The 15,168-nt window shown below is 64.5% G+C and carries 19 protein-coding genes and 1 pseudogene; 4 read left to right on the forward strand and 16 right to left on the reverse strand.

Annotated elements, in window-relative coordinates:
* Positions 1-111 precede the first annotated feature (111 nt).
* From AWC14_RS14025 to AWC14_RS14050, 6 genes are all read right to left on the reverse strand, one after another.
* The gene (locus AWC14_RS14025) at positions 112-1,284 is read right to left on the reverse strand and encodes a hypothetical protein (RefSeq protein ID WP_084024807.1); all 1,173 of its coding nucleotides are present in this window, start codon (positions 1,282-1,284) and stop codon (positions 112-114) included.
* Entirely contained in the window at positions 1,281-1,460 is a 180-nt protein-coding gene (locus tag AWC14_RS14030) for a hypothetical protein (protein ID WP_085241308.1), read from the reverse strand. The genes AWC14_RS14025 and AWC14_RS14030 overlap by 4 nt, the downstream gene beginning before the upstream one ends.
* A gap of 154 nt (positions 1,461-1,614) precedes the next feature.
* Complete coding sequence (locus AWC14_RS14035; protein WP_084024820.1) at positions 1,615-2,928, reverse strand: vWA domain-containing protein; 1,314 nt, start codon at positions 2,926-2,928, stop codon at positions 1,615-1,617.
* A 5-nt stretch (positions 2,929-2,933) separates the two neighbouring features.
* Positions 2,934-4,064 carry an AAA family ATPase gene (locus tag AWC14_RS14040; RefSeq protein WP_083071422.1) on the reverse strand — a complete coding sequence of 377 codons (1,131 nt, stop codon included), beginning with the start codon at positions 4,062-4,064 and terminating at the stop codon, positions 2,934-2,936.
* 329 nt (positions 4,065-4,393) lie between these two features.
* Entirely contained in the window at positions 4,394-4,639 is a 246-nt protein-coding gene (locus AWC14_RS14045) for a hypothetical protein (RefSeq protein WP_083071423.1), read from the reverse strand.
* Between the two features lie 3 nt (positions 4,640-4,642).
* Positions 4,643-5,029 (reverse strand): DUF6247 family protein, encoded by a 387-nt coding sequence (locus tag AWC14_RS14050; protein ID WP_224164051.1) that lies wholly within the window; start codon positions 5,027-5,029, stop codon positions 4,643-4,645.
* 813 nt (positions 5,030-5,842) lie between these two features.
* Here AWC14_RS14050 and AWC14_RS14055 point away from each other — a divergent pair.
* On the forward strand, positions 5,843-6,133 hold the full coding sequence (locus tag AWC14_RS14055; RefSeq protein WP_139800105.1) for a hypothetical protein: 291 nt from the start codon (positions 5,843-5,845) through the stop codon (positions 6,131-6,133).
* 111 nt (positions 6,134-6,244) lie between these two features.
* The gene (locus AWC14_RS14060; protein ID WP_139800106.1) at positions 6,245-6,718 is read left to right on the forward strand and encodes a hypothetical protein; all 474 of its coding nucleotides are present in this window, start codon (positions 6,245-6,247) and stop codon (positions 6,716-6,718) included.
* 60 nt (positions 6,719-6,778) lie between these two features.
* Here AWC14_RS14060 and AWC14_RS14065 read toward each other — a convergent pair whose 3' ends face one another.
* Positions 6,779-7,399: a DinB family protein gene (locus AWC14_RS14065; protein WP_308010081.1), complete on the reverse strand. Its 621-nt coding sequence runs from the start codon at positions 7,397-7,399 to the stop codon at positions 6,779-6,781.
* 339 nt (positions 7,400-7,738) lie between these two features.
* Here AWC14_RS14065 and AWC14_RS14070 point away from each other — a divergent pair, with 339 nt between their 5' ends.
* Positions 7,739-8,077 (forward strand): hypothetical protein, encoded by a 339-nt coding sequence (locus tag AWC14_RS14070; protein WP_142281696.1) that lies wholly within the window; start codon positions 7,739-7,741, stop codon positions 8,075-8,077.
* A 3-nt stretch (positions 8,078-8,080) separates the two neighbouring features.
* On the opposite strand, the gene AWC14_RS14075 is transcribed toward AWC14_RS14070, so the two are convergent.
* Positions 8,081-8,833: a DUF6884 domain-containing protein gene (locus AWC14_RS14075; protein ID WP_083071426.1), complete on the reverse strand. Its 753-nt coding sequence runs from the start codon at positions 8,831-8,833 to the stop codon at positions 8,081-8,083.
* Positions 8,834-9,033: 200 nt separating this feature from the next.
* Positions 9,034-9,441, reverse strand: a complete 408-nt coding sequence (locus AWC14_RS14080) for a hypothetical protein (protein ID WP_139800108.1) — start codon at positions 9,439-9,441, stop codon at positions 9,034-9,036.
* 409 nt (positions 9,442-9,850) lie between these two features.
* On the opposite strand from AWC14_RS14080, the gene AWC14_RS14085 reads away from it, so the two are divergent.
* Positions 9,851-10,276 carry a hypothetical protein gene (locus tag AWC14_RS14085; protein WP_083071428.1) on the forward strand — a complete coding sequence of 142 codons (426 nt, stop codon included), beginning with the start codon at positions 9,851-9,853 and terminating at the stop codon, positions 10,274-10,276.
* 39 nt (positions 10,277-10,315) lie between these two features.
* On the opposite strand, the gene AWC14_RS14090 is transcribed toward AWC14_RS14085, so the two are convergent.
* From AWC14_RS14090 to AWC14_RS14115, 7 genes and pseudogenes are all read right to left on the reverse strand, one after another.
* Positions 10,316-11,254 carry a hypothetical protein gene (locus AWC14_RS14090; RefSeq protein WP_211282301.1) on the reverse strand — a complete coding sequence of 313 codons (939 nt, stop codon included), beginning with the start codon at positions 11,252-11,254 and terminating at the stop codon, positions 10,316-10,318.
* Between the two features lie 430 nt (positions 11,255-11,684).
* Positions 11,685-11,936, reverse strand: coding sequence for a hypothetical protein (locus AWC14_RS14095; protein ID WP_083071430.1), 252 nt, complete (start codon positions 11,934-11,936; stop codon positions 11,685-11,687).
* Between the two features lie 87 nt (positions 11,937-12,023).
* Entirely contained in the window at positions 12,024-12,230 is a 207-nt protein-coding gene (locus AWC14_RS28235; protein ID WP_139800109.1) for a hypothetical protein, read from the reverse strand.
* A 192-nt stretch (positions 12,231-12,422) separates the two neighbouring features.
* On the reverse strand, positions 12,423-12,683 hold the full coding sequence (locus AWC14_RS14100) for a hypothetical protein (RefSeq protein WP_083071431.1): 261 nt from the start codon (positions 12,681-12,683) through the stop codon (positions 12,423-12,425).
* 216 nt (positions 12,684-12,899) lie between these two features.
* Entirely contained in the window at positions 12,900-13,352 is a 453-nt protein-coding gene (locus AWC14_RS14105; RefSeq protein ID WP_083071432.1) for a DUF4333 domain-containing protein, read from the reverse strand.
* A 437-nt stretch (positions 13,353-13,789) separates the two neighbouring features.
* Complete coding sequence (locus AWC14_RS14110) at positions 13,790-14,167, reverse strand: hypothetical protein (protein ID WP_211282302.1); 378 nt, start codon at positions 14,165-14,167, stop codon at positions 13,790-13,792.
* Positions 14,168-14,612: 445 nt separating this feature from the next.
* A pseudogene (locus tag AWC14_RS14115) lies at positions 14,613-15,168 on the reverse strand (hypothetical protein); the annotation flags it as partial.

Here is a 15,168-nt window from a genome sequence, read left to right on the forward strand (position 1 = left end):
TTCAATCAACCGGGGAAAACCCTTATCCCCGTTCAACACCGAACGTTACCGCAGCCCACCGACAAGCCGCGCCCACCGACAAGCCGCGCCCACCGAACCGCGCACAGCGGACTACTCGGTTTCTGCCGCCGCGATCAGCACATCGAGCGGCACTTCGCGGCTAAACCTGCCGGGCGTCTTGCCCGCGGTGATCCATGACTCTTTGCTGGTCAACAACCGCCGATAGTTGTACAGATCGGAGTTGACCCGCCGACTGTTCGGGGCGGCAGGCATCAGCGACACCCATTCGCCCGCATTGGGTCGAGCTTCGGCCCGCACTCCGCTCACGGTCAGGTGCAGCGCGCCGTCGACGGCCTCGGTGGCGGTGATTTCCCCGACGAACGGCCACGACCGATCGAAGCTGTCGATCCCGTTGGGCCAGCCGCGAACCTGCGCGCCTTCCCGTAGCCGTGAATCCATCCGCTCGCAGGCCACCGTGAACCGTGTCCCGGTGTGATCGACGACCACCCCCCCGGTCACGGTGCCGGTGTGTACGGCGCGGTGTCGCCACAGCCTGTCCTCGAGCAGAACCGATTCCCACAGTTCGGCGGCGTTGCAGCGCCGCCGCAAACCCAGCGCGGCCGTGGCCGGCGAATCGGGCACGGCCCAGTCTCCCCCGTCGCTGAACCGTTTCCCGGCGCTGCGGTAGGTGTAGTGGTCGTCCTCAAGCACCGGGGCCAAGCTGTCGATCGGTTCCCCGGACGCCAGAATCGCCGCCCACTGCCCCAATCCCGCGACACCTTCAGCGACGCCGAAAACGCGCCGCCAGTACGCGGCGGCGCGCTCGTCACCGGGCACCCCGCCGGTGATGTAGCGCTGACGCGAATGGGCCAACAGGTTGATCACGGCCCCGGTTCCCGGGTATCCGGTGCGGTCGAGCCACCATCCGACAACCGCCGACGCCTCGGCTACCGCCCGGTCGCCGTCGAGGCGCAGCGCCCGCGCAGCACCCGCCAACACGGTCATGGTCGCCGCATCGGGAACGACGAGCTGGCGGGCAGTCTCACCATCGAAGCGCGCCCTGGCTGCGTGCAGCGCGGCCATGACGGCCGCTGCCCCGGTGACGGTGACCGCCGGGCCGGTGATGGTCGCGATGGTTGCGCTCACCGTGTCACCATCACGGCTGGCATGCACCAGCAGTGAATCGGCCGAAAGCGTGAACAGTGGTCGCGCTACCCGCAATACAGGCTGCCCCACCTGGGCGGCGTACAACCGCTGGGCCAGGTCATAGAACTCGACGGTCACCGCTGGACCTTCCCGGCGCGGCGGGCCATGTCCCAGCCGTGGCGCAGCGCCTCGGCCGCTGAACCGACAGGCGCAGCATCGTCTCCTGTGGTGTCCTCGACGGTCAGGCCGGTGCCGGCGAGGATGCGCTGCGCATAGGCCATGAGTCGTTGATCGATGCCGACCGTTTCTGCCATTGCGGTCTGCCCCTTCCCGGGCTCGCGCCCCGGCTACCGGCCGGGACTATCAGGTGGTATGCCGCCTTTCGGCGGAACATGTTCAGACCATAACAGCCCCCACCGACAAGACCGCCCCGCCAGCGTGCGGCGGGGCGGTCCAGTCGCGGGCTCGCTAGGCCGCGCGGGAAAGGCGTTGTCCCGCACCGGATGGAACGTTCACCGTCACTGCGAACTCCGGTGTGCATTGCGCCAAACCAGCATTGCCGATGACCACGCAAATCAACTGTGCCCGCCCGGCCGTTTCCGGCCACGGAGTCAGTCCGTCGGAGCAGACGATCACCACGTCAGGTACGGGACGCAGCGCCTCGGCGGCAGCGATCCCGATCCGCATATCGGTGCCACCACCGCCGATCAGCGCAATGTCCTCAACCCGCGATACCCGTTGCGGGGCAGACGCCGCGGCATCGACGGTCAACACCACCAGCCGTTCGCGAGCCACGCCCGATGTGCGGAGAACACCTTTGATTTCCGACAGCGCCGCAGCCAGATCGGCCGGACTCATCGAACCTGATGTGTCCACCACAACAGCCACCGTGATCTTCGGGCCGCGCAGACCGGGGAACAACACATCCCGCGAACGCCGCGACGGACGTACCAGGCTGTAATCGGTACGGCCAGCCGCTTCGGCGATCACCCGCCGAATCGACACCCGCAAAACACGATTCCACGGCACCACCGGTGGAGCCAACACGGCATCGGCCCAGCGCCGCACACCGGCCGGAACCGTGCCCCGCCCGGACGCGACCGCCGACGCAACCGCTTCGGCGACCGCTTGGCGAATCCCGTCCGCCGTTGCCGGGTCGATCCCGCGCCGCCCGCCGATCACGTCAGCGGCCCCCAGCTCACCAGGCACCGGATCACAACCCGACCCCGACCCGCAACCCGGCCCGTCCTCACCGGATTCCGCGCCATCCGCGCCGTGCGACCCACCGCCACCGGACTGCTGCCCGCCAGCACCGCCAGCGGCGTCCTGATCGCGCATCAGCGCGGCGTAGTAGTCCTCGCCTAACCCGCCACGGGGCTGGCCGAGCGCCTCGGGTGTCACCGGATCGATCGGGAACACCAGACCGGCGTCGAGCAGATCGTCATTGATCTCCGCATCACCGGCGTAATTCCACGCAATCTGAGACAACGGTTGCGGCAGCGCATCCGCGCGGCCAGCGTGATCGCGCAACAGGTGACTCGTCTCGTGCAGCAACGCCGTCGCCGTTTTCTGCGGACCCCACACCTGATCGCCGACAAGCACCGCCGGATCCATGTAGAGCCGCCAGCTACGGTCCACCGCAAAGGTTCCCAGCCCCGGCGCTGCAACCGGTATCACCGAAAACAGCCCATCGGCGAAATACCACATCCGGTCAAAGGCAACCAGATTCGCGGTGTGATACGCGCGGAGTTCATCGCCGGTCAGCTCACGCACCGCCGTCACCGCGCTCATGCCGCACTCCCCTGCGAGTCGTCGGCCATCAGACCGGCAGCGATCAAAATGGGAATAAACGCGCGCGCAGCCGCAGGAGGCTTCTGAGCGTCCACCGGCATAACCTTGCCCAGCGCACGCGCCGCAGCCGCCGCCACATCTGGACGGCCAGCCTTCGCGCACGCCGCCAGCGGCTGCCACGCCCGCCGCCACATCTCCTGCGTCCCAGCCTGCGCAGCCAACGTGGCGACCCCGTTCAGCACGGCCCACAACCGGTCAGGGCGTTCCTGCGCCCAATCCACAATGGACGGGTCGGCGATGACCGCAGCAGGGTCGGGAAGGTCGCGGGAGTTGAGCCATTTTAGGAACTCTCGACCCGCCGCAACACCGACCAACCCAAACACAGCGGCCTGGACAGCCGCCACGTCGTCGGCCCGCAGACGCGCCAGCACAGCGGTCAACATGTCCCAGGTCCGGTCAGACGGCCATGCACCACCCAACTCGGCATCACTGTCGGGACGTGCGTTGCGCAACAACGCAGGCCGCGCCGTCACAAACGCTGTCACCGCCGCGACCAGCGAGGACACATGCGCCTCAGTGGGTACGACCGCGCGTGACGCCGGAACCGCTTTCCAGCCGGTGATCATGCCCTCAACCCACTCCTCGACCGTGGGTTCGTAATCGACATGGCAGAATCGGTTGGCCATCGGTGGGGCCAATTCGTAACCGCCAGCGGACAATTCGGGCGGATTCGCCGCCGCGAAAACCCACACATCCTCGGGAAGCCGCAGGTCCTCGCCGACCATCTTGTCCAGCGCGACTGCCAGCATTGCACCCTGAGTGCTCGCCGGCACGGTCGTCAGTTCCTCGAGCAGCAGGATTCCCTTACCCGCTGCCACCAGCCGCTTAGCCCACGCTTTCGGCTCCGTGCGCACCCCATTACCCGCCGGGTCGATATAGGGAAGCCCCACGAAATCAGTTGGGTCACTGTGCGATCCGGTAACTATCTCGACCGGCAGATCATAGGCCGCACCCAGCGACCGCACCAGTGACGACTTGCCCATGCCCGGACCTGACCGAAGCAGCAGCGGCACACCTGCCCGCCCACACGCTTCCATCAGCGTCACACACGTTGCGGTATCAGTCATCAAATTGCCCCTTCCGGGCTCACGTCCCGGCTACCCGCCGGGACTCTGTTCGGTGATTGTCGGCGATCTCTCACCGACATCCCTGACACTACAACAGGGGTCCGACAAGTCTCTGACCAGCCACAACGCCCGCATATGGGGTTCTCCCCGAATAAACTTTGCTTGCGCGTTCAGCCCCTGTACCAGGCGCGGCAGCGTTCGCTGTTGTCTCGTTTTCGTCGATTCGCCTTCGGCGCGGTCCGCGCTAGCTCTTGCCCGTCCTTATCGCCTAACGCTGGCGATGCTGCTGTTGACCGCAATTTTTCAGGAGTGGAGATTAAGCGGGACGGTTAGAGCGCGACCAGTCGGAGGATGATGATCGTCACGTTCTGCTGCACCACGGCATACGTGATGAATCCCATGCCGTCGCCGAAAGTCGTCGTCCAGTGATCGGTGGCCTTGTCGTAGCTGCCGTAACCCTCGGGATCATCGCGAATCAGGTCGATCTTGGCGTCGATCAGCCGCTGCGTTTCGGGTGGAAACGAGTCGTACTGCCGTTGTGGAAAGTCTGGCCACACAACCCGGTAGCGGGCCATTAATTAGTGGCTCTTCCACTGTCCATCAGACGTTTTCGTATACAGGCCACTGACATCACCGGCGGCAACACGAGCAACCAGGGCGCGCTCTTCCTCTGTGGGCGGATGCATTCGCAAGTACGCGCGTCCCCACCATTTGTCTATGACCGCCTGAACACGGGCAAGGTCGAAATCGTCGTCGGTCTCGGCCAGAGCGATCCGGAATTCCGCCTCGAATTCGACTAGATCGTCCGGCGCCAGTTCGGCCAGGACAGCGCGGATAGCAGGACCGCTGCGTGCGGGGGGCTTGGGCGCCGGCCCACCGCCGCGATCATGAGGGCTGGTACAGCTCGATGTCACTGTCGACGTCCAATCCGCTTCTGTCGGTTCACCCTGATAGGCGTCACCCATCCGCACATTCCAGACCTTACCGTCGCCCACTGGCAACCCAGGCTTACCGACATGCTGGACACAGCGTGTCCTTGCTGCAAACGCCTGCCCACGAGGTACGTACTCTGGGCGGCCAGCAACTCGTCAATCCCCGGATTCATCCGTGAGGGGCATCAATTGGGCCTACCAGTCCCTTGGCCGGCGCCGGTCCCACCAGGGCGCGGATCTCCATACACCCTGTTCGATCGTCGCGGCGCGAAAACGCTCATCGAGCCGGGCAACAGCAGCCCGTAACCGGTGAGCGCGCCTTCCGCCGTTGCACATCAGACTTTCGAGCTGGCTGCGTGCAGAGTCGTCGCGCAGCAGCGGGTCGCAACAAGGACAGTCTCTTACCCAGGGCACGTAGTCGCCTTTGCGTGCAACGCTTTCGGTGAGTTCGACGTATTTACGCCACTGCTGAAGGTATCGCAACGCGGCGCCATCTTTGCGCGGTTTGCGCGGGCGATGCGGATTCATCGGCGAACAGAGGCGGTGACCTCTTCGACGGGATTTTTCATGCTGAGCGTCGTCACGTGACGCGACCGCTGAGTAGACGACCGTAGTGTCGTCGTCGTCCGACGACGGTACGTCCGTTTCGGGGTTTGCGGCAAGTGCTGGGATGCGGGATCTCTCCGGCGACGCGGCGACCTTGGGCGGAAAACCGCGGTTCGCGCACAATGGGCATCGTGACCGTTAGGGTCCGCCCAGGCTGTCGACTCGTCGGTCCAGCCGGTGTGGAAGCGCACTGGCTACAAGTTCTCCCCATACGCGGCCCAGCAAACGGGCCAGTGGTGAGTGCTGCGCCTCAACTACGACTTCCCTGCGCACGTCCTTTACACAATGTTTGTAGACGGCAAGGCCGCGCTCGATATCGCCGCAGATGTCAACCACCGAATCCCGCTCGCGGCCAGTATCGGCGCACTTAAACCGTTCGACTCCAATGCTGGTGAACCTGTGTTCGCGCCGGAGCTCGCCGAAACCGTGGCGCGCGCGGTGGCCCAATACGTCGTTTACGGCAGCGAAGTCGACGATCCTTGCGACTGGTGTGACCATTTGGCAGGCGACGACCCCATGACGCGGCTCTGACCGCTCCATTTCGGGCCGCGAATGGGTGCGCGCAGGCGGTAGCCTAAGCGTGCAGTGTGGTGCTTAGCGCTTAGATGCTGGCCGCTGGCTGGGAACGTAGGAGGGGCCGTTATGGCAGGAGCGCCGGAGATTCGGGTGACGCCTTCGGAGGCGGTGTCGCAAATGTCGGCGCTGCGTGGTCGTTTCGAGGAGTCACAGCCCGACACCAGCCAGACGTTCGGCCCGGGCATCGATACCCGCATCGCCGACGCGGCCCGAAGCCAGCTACAGGCCAGCAAGCAGGTGGTGTCCGATGCGGCGGCCACCGCCGGTCAAGGCAGGGACGCTGCCACGGGCTTGGACGAGCAAGACCGGCAAAACCTGGCGAAGGTCGAGGCCGTGCGTTCGGAGCTTGCCGGTTTCAACGCTGGCCGTGGCGGCGTGGACGCGCCTCGGCTGGCAGAGGGCGAGGGTTGGCGCCCGTGGGGAGATGATGACGATGGTGAGGTCGACGAATGGGGAACGCCGATCCCACACCTGCCCGTAGTTCATCCCGATGGCGCCGGCCCTGGCCCCGGCGTCACCGGCGGCCGGCCCCCCATCTGACCCCATCACCCTCAAGGCCGCTGACGTTCACCCGCACTCAGGTGGCCGCTTCCCGGGTCCTTACTCGGAGACCTCGGTTGGTTTCGTCGCCGCCTGAATCTGCTCGGCAAGGATGTCTGCGTGGCCGGCGTGGCGGGCGACTTCGGCGATCATGCCCAGATAGATGAATCTCAGGCTCACGCTGCCGACGATGTGGTGTTCGACGGTGTCGTCCAGCTTGAAATCAGCGGCCAGTTCGTTGGACCGTCGACATGCCGCAACGTACTCGGTGATGACGTCGGCGAGCGTTTCGTCGTCGGCGACACCGAAGCTACCATCGCCGCCGCTGGCATGGCCGTCGCATTCGTCGACACTCATGCCCGCCAGTGTTCGTTGGAACCAGATGCGTTCGGCCGCGGCGCAATGCTTGACCAATGAGATCGGCGTGGTCAGGGAAGGAACGAGCTTTGCGCGGGCTTGGGTGTCGGAAAGATGTTCAACAGCTCGCACAAGCTCCCTGCGGTTGAGGTCCAGGGTGTTTTCCAGCAGCTCTCGTTCGCTGCCCGTGAACGGACGGCCGGGATCCAGTGCAGCAGTCATGTCGAACTCCTCTGTGTGCGTGGGCGTTTCGATACCTGGTCGTTGCCGGTTGATGGTTTGCAAAGGCAGCGTGGCTGCCCCGGCTGCCGACAGCTTGATCACCGAAGGTGTATCGGTCGGGTCGGCGGCGTACGGTGCCGATTACGGGCGAATCAGAGCCGGACTGTCTGGCGAGATGCGAGGCATCGGTGTCCTGGCCGTCCCCCGCCGTGGTGGCGGCGCATCCGGGTGCGTCTTGCGCGAGGCACTCAGCATACCGGGATCGCAGCTGTAGGGACTGAATAGTCGGTAGGGGGCCGTCGTGTGCGCCGGCATGGCTCCATCGCCGCGCCGCCAGGCGAGATTCCCTGCCCTCGCTTCGAGTCGGTTGATACTGATCTCGTGGCGCCAAGGCTCTATCGGTTTCTGCTTGGCTTGCTATGGACAATCAGCGGCGCGTTAATGGCGTTCAATCCGCCGCCACCCGGGGGACGCCGGGCGCACTCCTTACCGGTGGTCGGCTTGGTCACGATGGTGGGCGGCATCTACTTCGTCGTCAACGCCCTACGCACACGCGACGTCAAAGACACTGGAAAGGCGCCACGGCATGCTGCCCCGGCGAGCGCACGCGACGCGGTCAAGTTCTTCGCGGGCAATGCCGTCATGCTGGCGGCTGGCGCCGGCATGTTGTGGTGGGGAATCGACTCTGGACAGCTCTCGTTAGTGGGGCTCGCAACCGCCGCAATCGGCCTGTCGGTTCTGGCGATACTGCTCTGGTTGTTTTACCCCGGAATGCGGTGACGTCTACGCGCCGGCTGCCGCACTCGAATGCGTTGCCGCTTCGGCAAGTAGCGCAGACAGCACCGCCCGCTGGTATCCGATGCCAGCCGCCCCAAGGTAGAGGTTGACGAGCTCGATGCAGCCGCTGCCGCGCTGCTCGATGATCTCGAGGGCTTGCCGCACGACTGCGAGGTAGCGGCTCGGAAGTAACGCCTCAACGGTGTCCACATGTTGCGCCGACAGCTGCGTTGCCAATAGGGCGACGTCGACGGCGCCCGGCTGGCCGAAGGTCACATCGTAGGGCTGGATAACTCGCTCAAGTCGAACCAGCCCGTACTTGGCAGACAGAATCATCACGCGCGCATCGACCATGTGAGCCCGCGCTTGGGCTGCACGCACAGTGAGGCGGAAGTGTGCGCTGTCGTAGAGCTCGCCCGCCGGCGCTCCCCTGGCGAGTTTGCGGGCTGCACACGGGATCAGAACCAGGGTTGACGGGAGCGGGTCATGGCTTGGTTCCGTAGCAAGCCAACGAACAACGGTGTCGAGCTTGTTGCCACCGCCACCGCCGACACTGTAATGCGGTGTCGGATCGTCGATGTATCCGGTGCCTGGGCCGAGCGGGTAGAAGATCGCGCAATCGACGGCCTTGCCGGTGCGGCTGTAGCCGACAATCAGCCGTTGCACGCCCCGACCGAAAACGCTGTCATGCGGTTTGTGCTCAACACGACGCCACCCGTGGCGCTGGGCGGCCTCATTGACCGCTGTCACTGCATCCATGATCAAGACACCTCGATGACCAGGGACACCGTCGGGCAGTGGCCATCAGCCAGGCTCGACGCCGCCTCCGCTGCAGCGCCCCCGTTGCACAAATGCCCGCGTACGCGGATCGTGGAGAGCGCCTGCTCCTGGGCTGGGGTCAGCTTGCTGCTCATATCGTTTCGGCTCCGATCCCGTGTCGCTTGGTTGCTGTTGTGCGGTCAGCAGACGCACGAGTTCAGGCCGATGCCGCCGCACTCGGGGCACACCAACCCGACATGCATTGGCCGGTCAGGTCCCATTGCGTGCAGCTTGGCGCCGACCTCAGCGATACCCTGGGCGACCCATGACTTGCGCTCGTGATTCCAGGTATTCGCGGCGGGTCGGGGGTTAGCGCGCACGAACTCCAGTACAGCGAGGGCCACCTCGTTCTCGGTGATCCCGTAGCCGAGCACATTGGCGACCTCGCAGGCGCCGTCGAACTTCGCGCGACTTGTCTTGCGGTCGATAGGCCGTTGTGCCTCGTGGAGCTCGGCGGCCAGCCGTAGCAGCTTGGTCGCGAGCGCCTGGACGTCAGGGCTGATTGCGCGCATGCCGTGGCCTCCTATCCCCACCTGTTGATGCGTCAACAGTAGATCATACGCCGTGTTGATACGTCAGCACATTTGACTTAGGCATCGTCCGCACCGTGCTTGATCACACGTGCCAATCGCGCGGTCGTGCGGCGTTAGCGTGTCGCACTGCCAATCCCGCCGCGCAGTGAGAACTCGCGCTATCACGAAGGCGCACCAACTAATTCGGCTGCCATACATCATCGCCGGATTGACACTGCACTGCCCCCAACCGGGACGCGGGATACCGCAGAGCAAGGCACATACAACCCCGCCCGCGCTCGCCCCACATAACTGTTGGAGGCAGGCTCGCCGTCCCCGCGCTGCGATGACCAGAAGCTCTTATCGTTTGCGGGCTGTTGACCCACCAACAGCCCGACAGCTAGCCTGTCGGTGCACCGACACCCAGTGAGATGGGAGCCCACTCATGGCGGCGGCACTGGCCGAGCTCACGACACCCAAGGACGGTGAACACATGGCCCGAGGCAAACCGGTGCGTGTCGGCGGCACAGTGCGTACCATCCCGGCCGCCAAGGTCGCGCGCTTTGAGGCGATCAACGCTCAACTCGACGACCTGTTCCCCGATGACCGCGGACGCGACCGCAGCCACGAGCGTGCCGCAGCCCGGCAGGCCGCAGCGCTATACCTGCTCGGCGACCTGGACACCTACGACGCCGGCGATGCGCTCGCCGATGCGCGGCGCGCGCTCGACGCGGCCGCGGCGGCCGCACGCGTCGTCGTCATGCTCGCCAACGAGGACCGCGGGCCCGGCCATGAGGCGCCGCTCTCGCGTGAAATCCGTGTCGACCGACTGACGGTGCGCAAGTGGATCGGCAAGCAAGACCGCCGTTGATCAATGCCGCGATGCTCGCAGATGTGGGGGTTCTCGGTCTTACAGCAGCGCCTGCGCCCACCTATCCGGCTCGACGAGCTGGGCCAACGTCAAACCGGTGACCTCCTGCAACGCACCCGGATAGATACGCTCGTACATCGCATTCCACTGGGTGGCCAGCTGCGGTGGAGTTAACATCCACTCAGCCGTAATCCATCGCAGATACCAGCAATCGCCAACCCGGTCGGCCTCAAGAAGCCCACGCCGGCGCAGTCCTTCCCACAACTGGGCGACGATCCGCGTGTGGGGCCGCACCGGCCTCGGAAGACGGTCCACCTGCACCCTGCAAAGGACATAGGGAAGACCCCAGATCCGGGCAGCATGAGCGCGGTGAGTGCCGCTGACCACTTCGTATACAGGCCCCGCCGGACCCTCGATCTGATTCAGCAGCATGGGATCGTTTTCAAACATCTCCGATAGCCAGTCGTCCAATCCCCCGCTGGCAACCGCATCCCTTAGCCACCCCGCAACCCTGATGACAGTGTCGCGCACCGGTTCCCGATCGATGACATTCCACACCGGGCTGGACGTGGACACCAGCAGCCGCGATCCTATCCAATCAGCCCAAATCGCCCATCCCCGAACAGCGCTACCACGAACACCGAGCGCACCGACATCCGATTCATCGAACGGTGGCATGAACACGCGATTCGCCCCAACCTGCGGAGCATTCCGATTCAAGTCGCTCGCCCGCTCCTGCGCCACCAGGACAAGCTCGTCACTGATGGATGGGATTTCCCGCCCGAGTGATTCAAGCAACGGCACCATCTCGACCGGCCGCCTTGCCCTGAGCTGGAATTTGAGCTCAGCGGCGACGTCGGCGGCCTCACGGCCGGCCTCCGGTGACCAGCCGAAGTCACGCACCTCATGATTAGGCCGCACCCGATACACCGACCCCGACGCGTTGAATCCCTCGGCTCGCCTCAGCAGCTCCGCCACCGTTTCGCCGTCGCCGGCGACACCCTTCACGCGCACTCCATCGCTGCGGGAAGCGCTGAAGAACCCGTCGTTCCTCCACCGCACCGAGTCTGCGGAAACCCCGTCATGCATCGAACCCGCCATAACCGCATAGGCTACGTTCCCGCGCCGACACGGCTTCGCAAGGTCACTACATCAAGCGGTTCGCTACCGGGACACATGGTGCGCTCGAACGCATTTCACGACCGGCGCGATTGCGGTCACGACCTGTCTTCTCCCCGTCTGCGATCGTCTCCGCGAGAATGGGGCCGAGCCGACGGTGCGGCCGAATCGCCGCCGTCTTGGGTTGTCGCCGTAGTCCCAGTCCCAATCCCGGCCGTCACCGTGGTTGTCCCACTATGGAATTGGGTTGCCCCGCAATCGCTTCACCGCTGGGCGCACCGATGTATCGTCACCGTGCCTCAACAGTCCACACGTCACGGGCATCATCGCTGGTGCCCATATCCGCAATCACGTGTTCATTGACGCCGAGATCGTATCCGTCGAGCACATCGTGAAGCGCCTGCGCTAACCCTGCGTCGCTCATGGTTTCGTACTCGCCGCGGCTCAACGCACCATCAGCTTCTCCTAGCAGGTCGATGACGTCTTCGCGGTCGTATGCCCGGACGTACCTCGTTGTTGTTTCCAAGGTCACTTCGATCATGCCCTTTCCTCCTTAAGCCAGTACATGGCGGCCTGGCGGCGACGGCAATTCGGGATTTCGTTGGCACACCACCATTACCGACCGCGGTCAGTAATGGGTGACGATGACGACGAACTGCTCGGCCGAATCGTTTGGTGCAGGGAAGCCCCAGCCCCAGCGGCTGTGGTCCGCTTCATCCCGCCAGCCGAGCCGAAGCCCTACACCCTCGCTGAGAACGCCCTCTACTAAAGCCGCCACAGGTAGGTCACCGTTGAAATCACCGAGCCACTCGCGCAGCGCACGAGTGGTAGTCACCTCAGATCCGGATGGCGCACTTCCCATTTTCTATTGCCCTCCCTCTTTTGGTTCAAATTGACCCAATTAGCTTTGCCCCCAAAGCTATTCCGTCCTGCTTTGTCGCGACTACTGTTCACTGCGGGCCGGGCAGGTGGTGCCGGCGCAGAGCGCGTGAACGAAGCTGCGTGGCATGTGTTTGCTCGGTTCTGCTCAGGCGTAGAAGCGGCGGATCCAGTCGGGATTGAGTTCGTCACCGTACCGGCGCCAGTCCTCGACGAACCGTTCGCCAAACTTGTCCCTCATAACAACAGGGGCGCCGTGGTCGCTGCCTACGAAAGTGGCGTTGTAGGTCTGTGGTTCGGCATCGGGAAAGTGATACGTGACTGTCACGTCGTAGGCGTACTGTCCTGCAACACCGTTGCGGCGACTAATCTTGTCGACCGTCTTGGTGATCTCGCCGGCCACATCCATGGTTCCCCCTTTTTTGCAGCAATCCGTCGCCTGTTCTCCCAAGGTGGGCAACGGATTTCAGATCTCCGAAGCTGCTAGCGGCAGCCCCCTCAGCTACCCGTGTTTGACGGTACCGGTAAGGGCTTCCCGGGATTAGCTGCGAAACGCACGGACCACCGGTTTGCTCACCGTTCCCCGGCGCGGGCAACAATAGGCCACCTTTGCGGGGGGCCCGCGCTACTGCGGGCGGCCAACCGAGTATGTGCCGGCACTGTCGAGAAACGTCATCTTCGCCTGCAGTTGGTGGCCGTCGATGGTGAACTCGCAGGTGAATGTGGCGCCTTTGGCGATGACGGGGTTGACACCGTTGTTGCAGGTGACGTCTTTGACGTCGTGCAGGCCGTATCCGGTGGTGGAGTCTGTGAGCACCCCTTGGACCGCGGCCTGCGTGGCCGCGACGTCGAGGTTGTCGGCCAGCAACGATTTGACTGGACCGGCCCGCACGATAACGACGGCCACCAGAGCGACCGAAACGATCACCGCGCCGACCACCAGCGGTATCAACCAGCGCCAATCAAAGCGGCGTTGAGGTTCTGGTGTGGTCGCAGCCGGGCCTGCGTAGGGGCTTGGTGCCGGTGACGGCAGGTAGGGGCGGATTGGTGCGTAACCCGGCGGCGGATAGGTGGGCATGGGGGATGCAGGCCGCGGCAGCAGCGGCGCCGACGCAGGTGGTAAGGGTGTCGACGCTGGCGGCCTTGGCGTGAAGGTCTGGTCAGCGGGCGGGGCGGGCGGTGCCGGTGCTGGCCAGGTCGCTGGCCGGGTTTGTTCTGCGGGATCTGTTGTTGCTGGCGAGGGTACAGATGGTGGCTTCAACGGCGATGCCGACGTGGCGGAGGCAGGCGCGGGCACCACCACTGTTGTTTCCTCGCTGGCGGTTTCCGAGGCGGGGTTGATGACGACCGTTTTGTCAGGATCAGGGCCCCCTTTAGGTGGCACGACGACGGTGGTTTCTGAATCGGGCGGCGAGATCAGCGTGGTCTCCTCTTCGCCTCCGTATTCCGGCCGCGAAAAATCATCCGTGTTTCCCAAAACAGCACCTCCGCCTTCAGCAGTATCTCGAACAGGGCTCAATGTCTTTGACAGCACACCGCCAGGTGCCGGCGTAGTGCTTGAGGATTCTGATGATCACTGGTGCAATCCTCGTTGGCGCGGGAATCCCACGGTTGATGCTGCCGGAGGGCGCCAAAGCCGTTGAAACCCGAAATGCATTGCGCCGCTTCGGCTCCCTTTACCCCGCTGGCGGGAAAGGCCGGCCGACCAATGTGGCTGTCATCGTCGAGCTCTCGTTGCTCGCCGCCGCCCCACTGCAGCCCGGACGGCGGGGAGGCCGGGCGCTCAAGAGAGGTCCAATCCGGAGCCACGATCGGATTGATTCGGCCGTCTCGGATCCGCCGGAAATACCAGAAGGCGAACACGACAACGAGTGCCATCAACGCCACCATCACCGCGCACCACAAGATATCGGTGATGGAGGGCACCCCTTCATTCTGGCACGGCCGGGACGCCGGAGGGGCCTGGCCCTTTTGAGCCCGGGCGGGGGCTACCGCCTGCTGCGGATTCCACACGGTCTCACGACTCAGATCCCGGCGTGCCCGCCGAACAGCTCAACTCAAAGCCAACGCCGCCAACGGTTACTGGTACGACCAACAAGTCGCCGACATCGTCGGGTACAACCGATCCGGTGCGCACTCCCCGACCTCGGCAGGCGGGGCCGTCAGTGTCGCGACCGGGTGCTCGGCTGCCTGCTTGTGCGTTGTGCAACCTGCATTGGTCAACACGATCGCAGCGAGAGTGACCACAACGGCTGTCGCGCGGGCGATTCCGCGCCGAGCCGACGCCACAGGTTCGCATCTGCGCCGGCGTCTCAATGTATGGATTCGCCTGCCGCGGCTATTTGGGCTCGGCACGGTTGTCTTTCTCGAGCGCATCGGTGACGGGCAGTGGCGTCAGGTCTTCGCGGCTCAGATGCATCCCGATGCGCCGGCCGGTGTACGTGACGCAGGTCAGACCGTCGCGTTCCATGAGGCATTCTGTGGCATCAGGATCGGTCTCTAAGCGGATGGTGCTGCCGTAGGCCAGCACATTGGACTCGGCGTAAACCAGCGGGTCGTCGTCGAATACACCATTGACGACGCGCCCCCACCCGAAGTTCACTACGGTGTCACGCCAATCACCGTGCTGCCCGGCTGGTTTCGGTGTTCGCGGGTAGGTGCCGTCCGGCACGTCGCAATATAGCGAGAAACGTCGCCACGTGCAGGCGATGGACCCCGTTGGTGAGCGGAAGTGCAGATAGTCCGGGCTGCGGACCTCGGCGTCACCCGGCAGGTAACCACCGAAGTGGTACCGCTCGGGGTTGACCAACATGCCTTCTGAGCCGTCCCGGCATGTCCGGAGACTCCCGACCTTGGGAGGATTCGCGTTATGGGACGTTCGAGCAAGTACCCCG

Origin of the sequence: Mycobacterium kyorinense (assembly GCF_002101735.1) — a bacterium.
GTDB lineage: Bacteria > Actinomycetota > Actinomycetes > Mycobacteriales > Mycobacteriaceae > Mycobacterium > Mycobacterium kyorinense.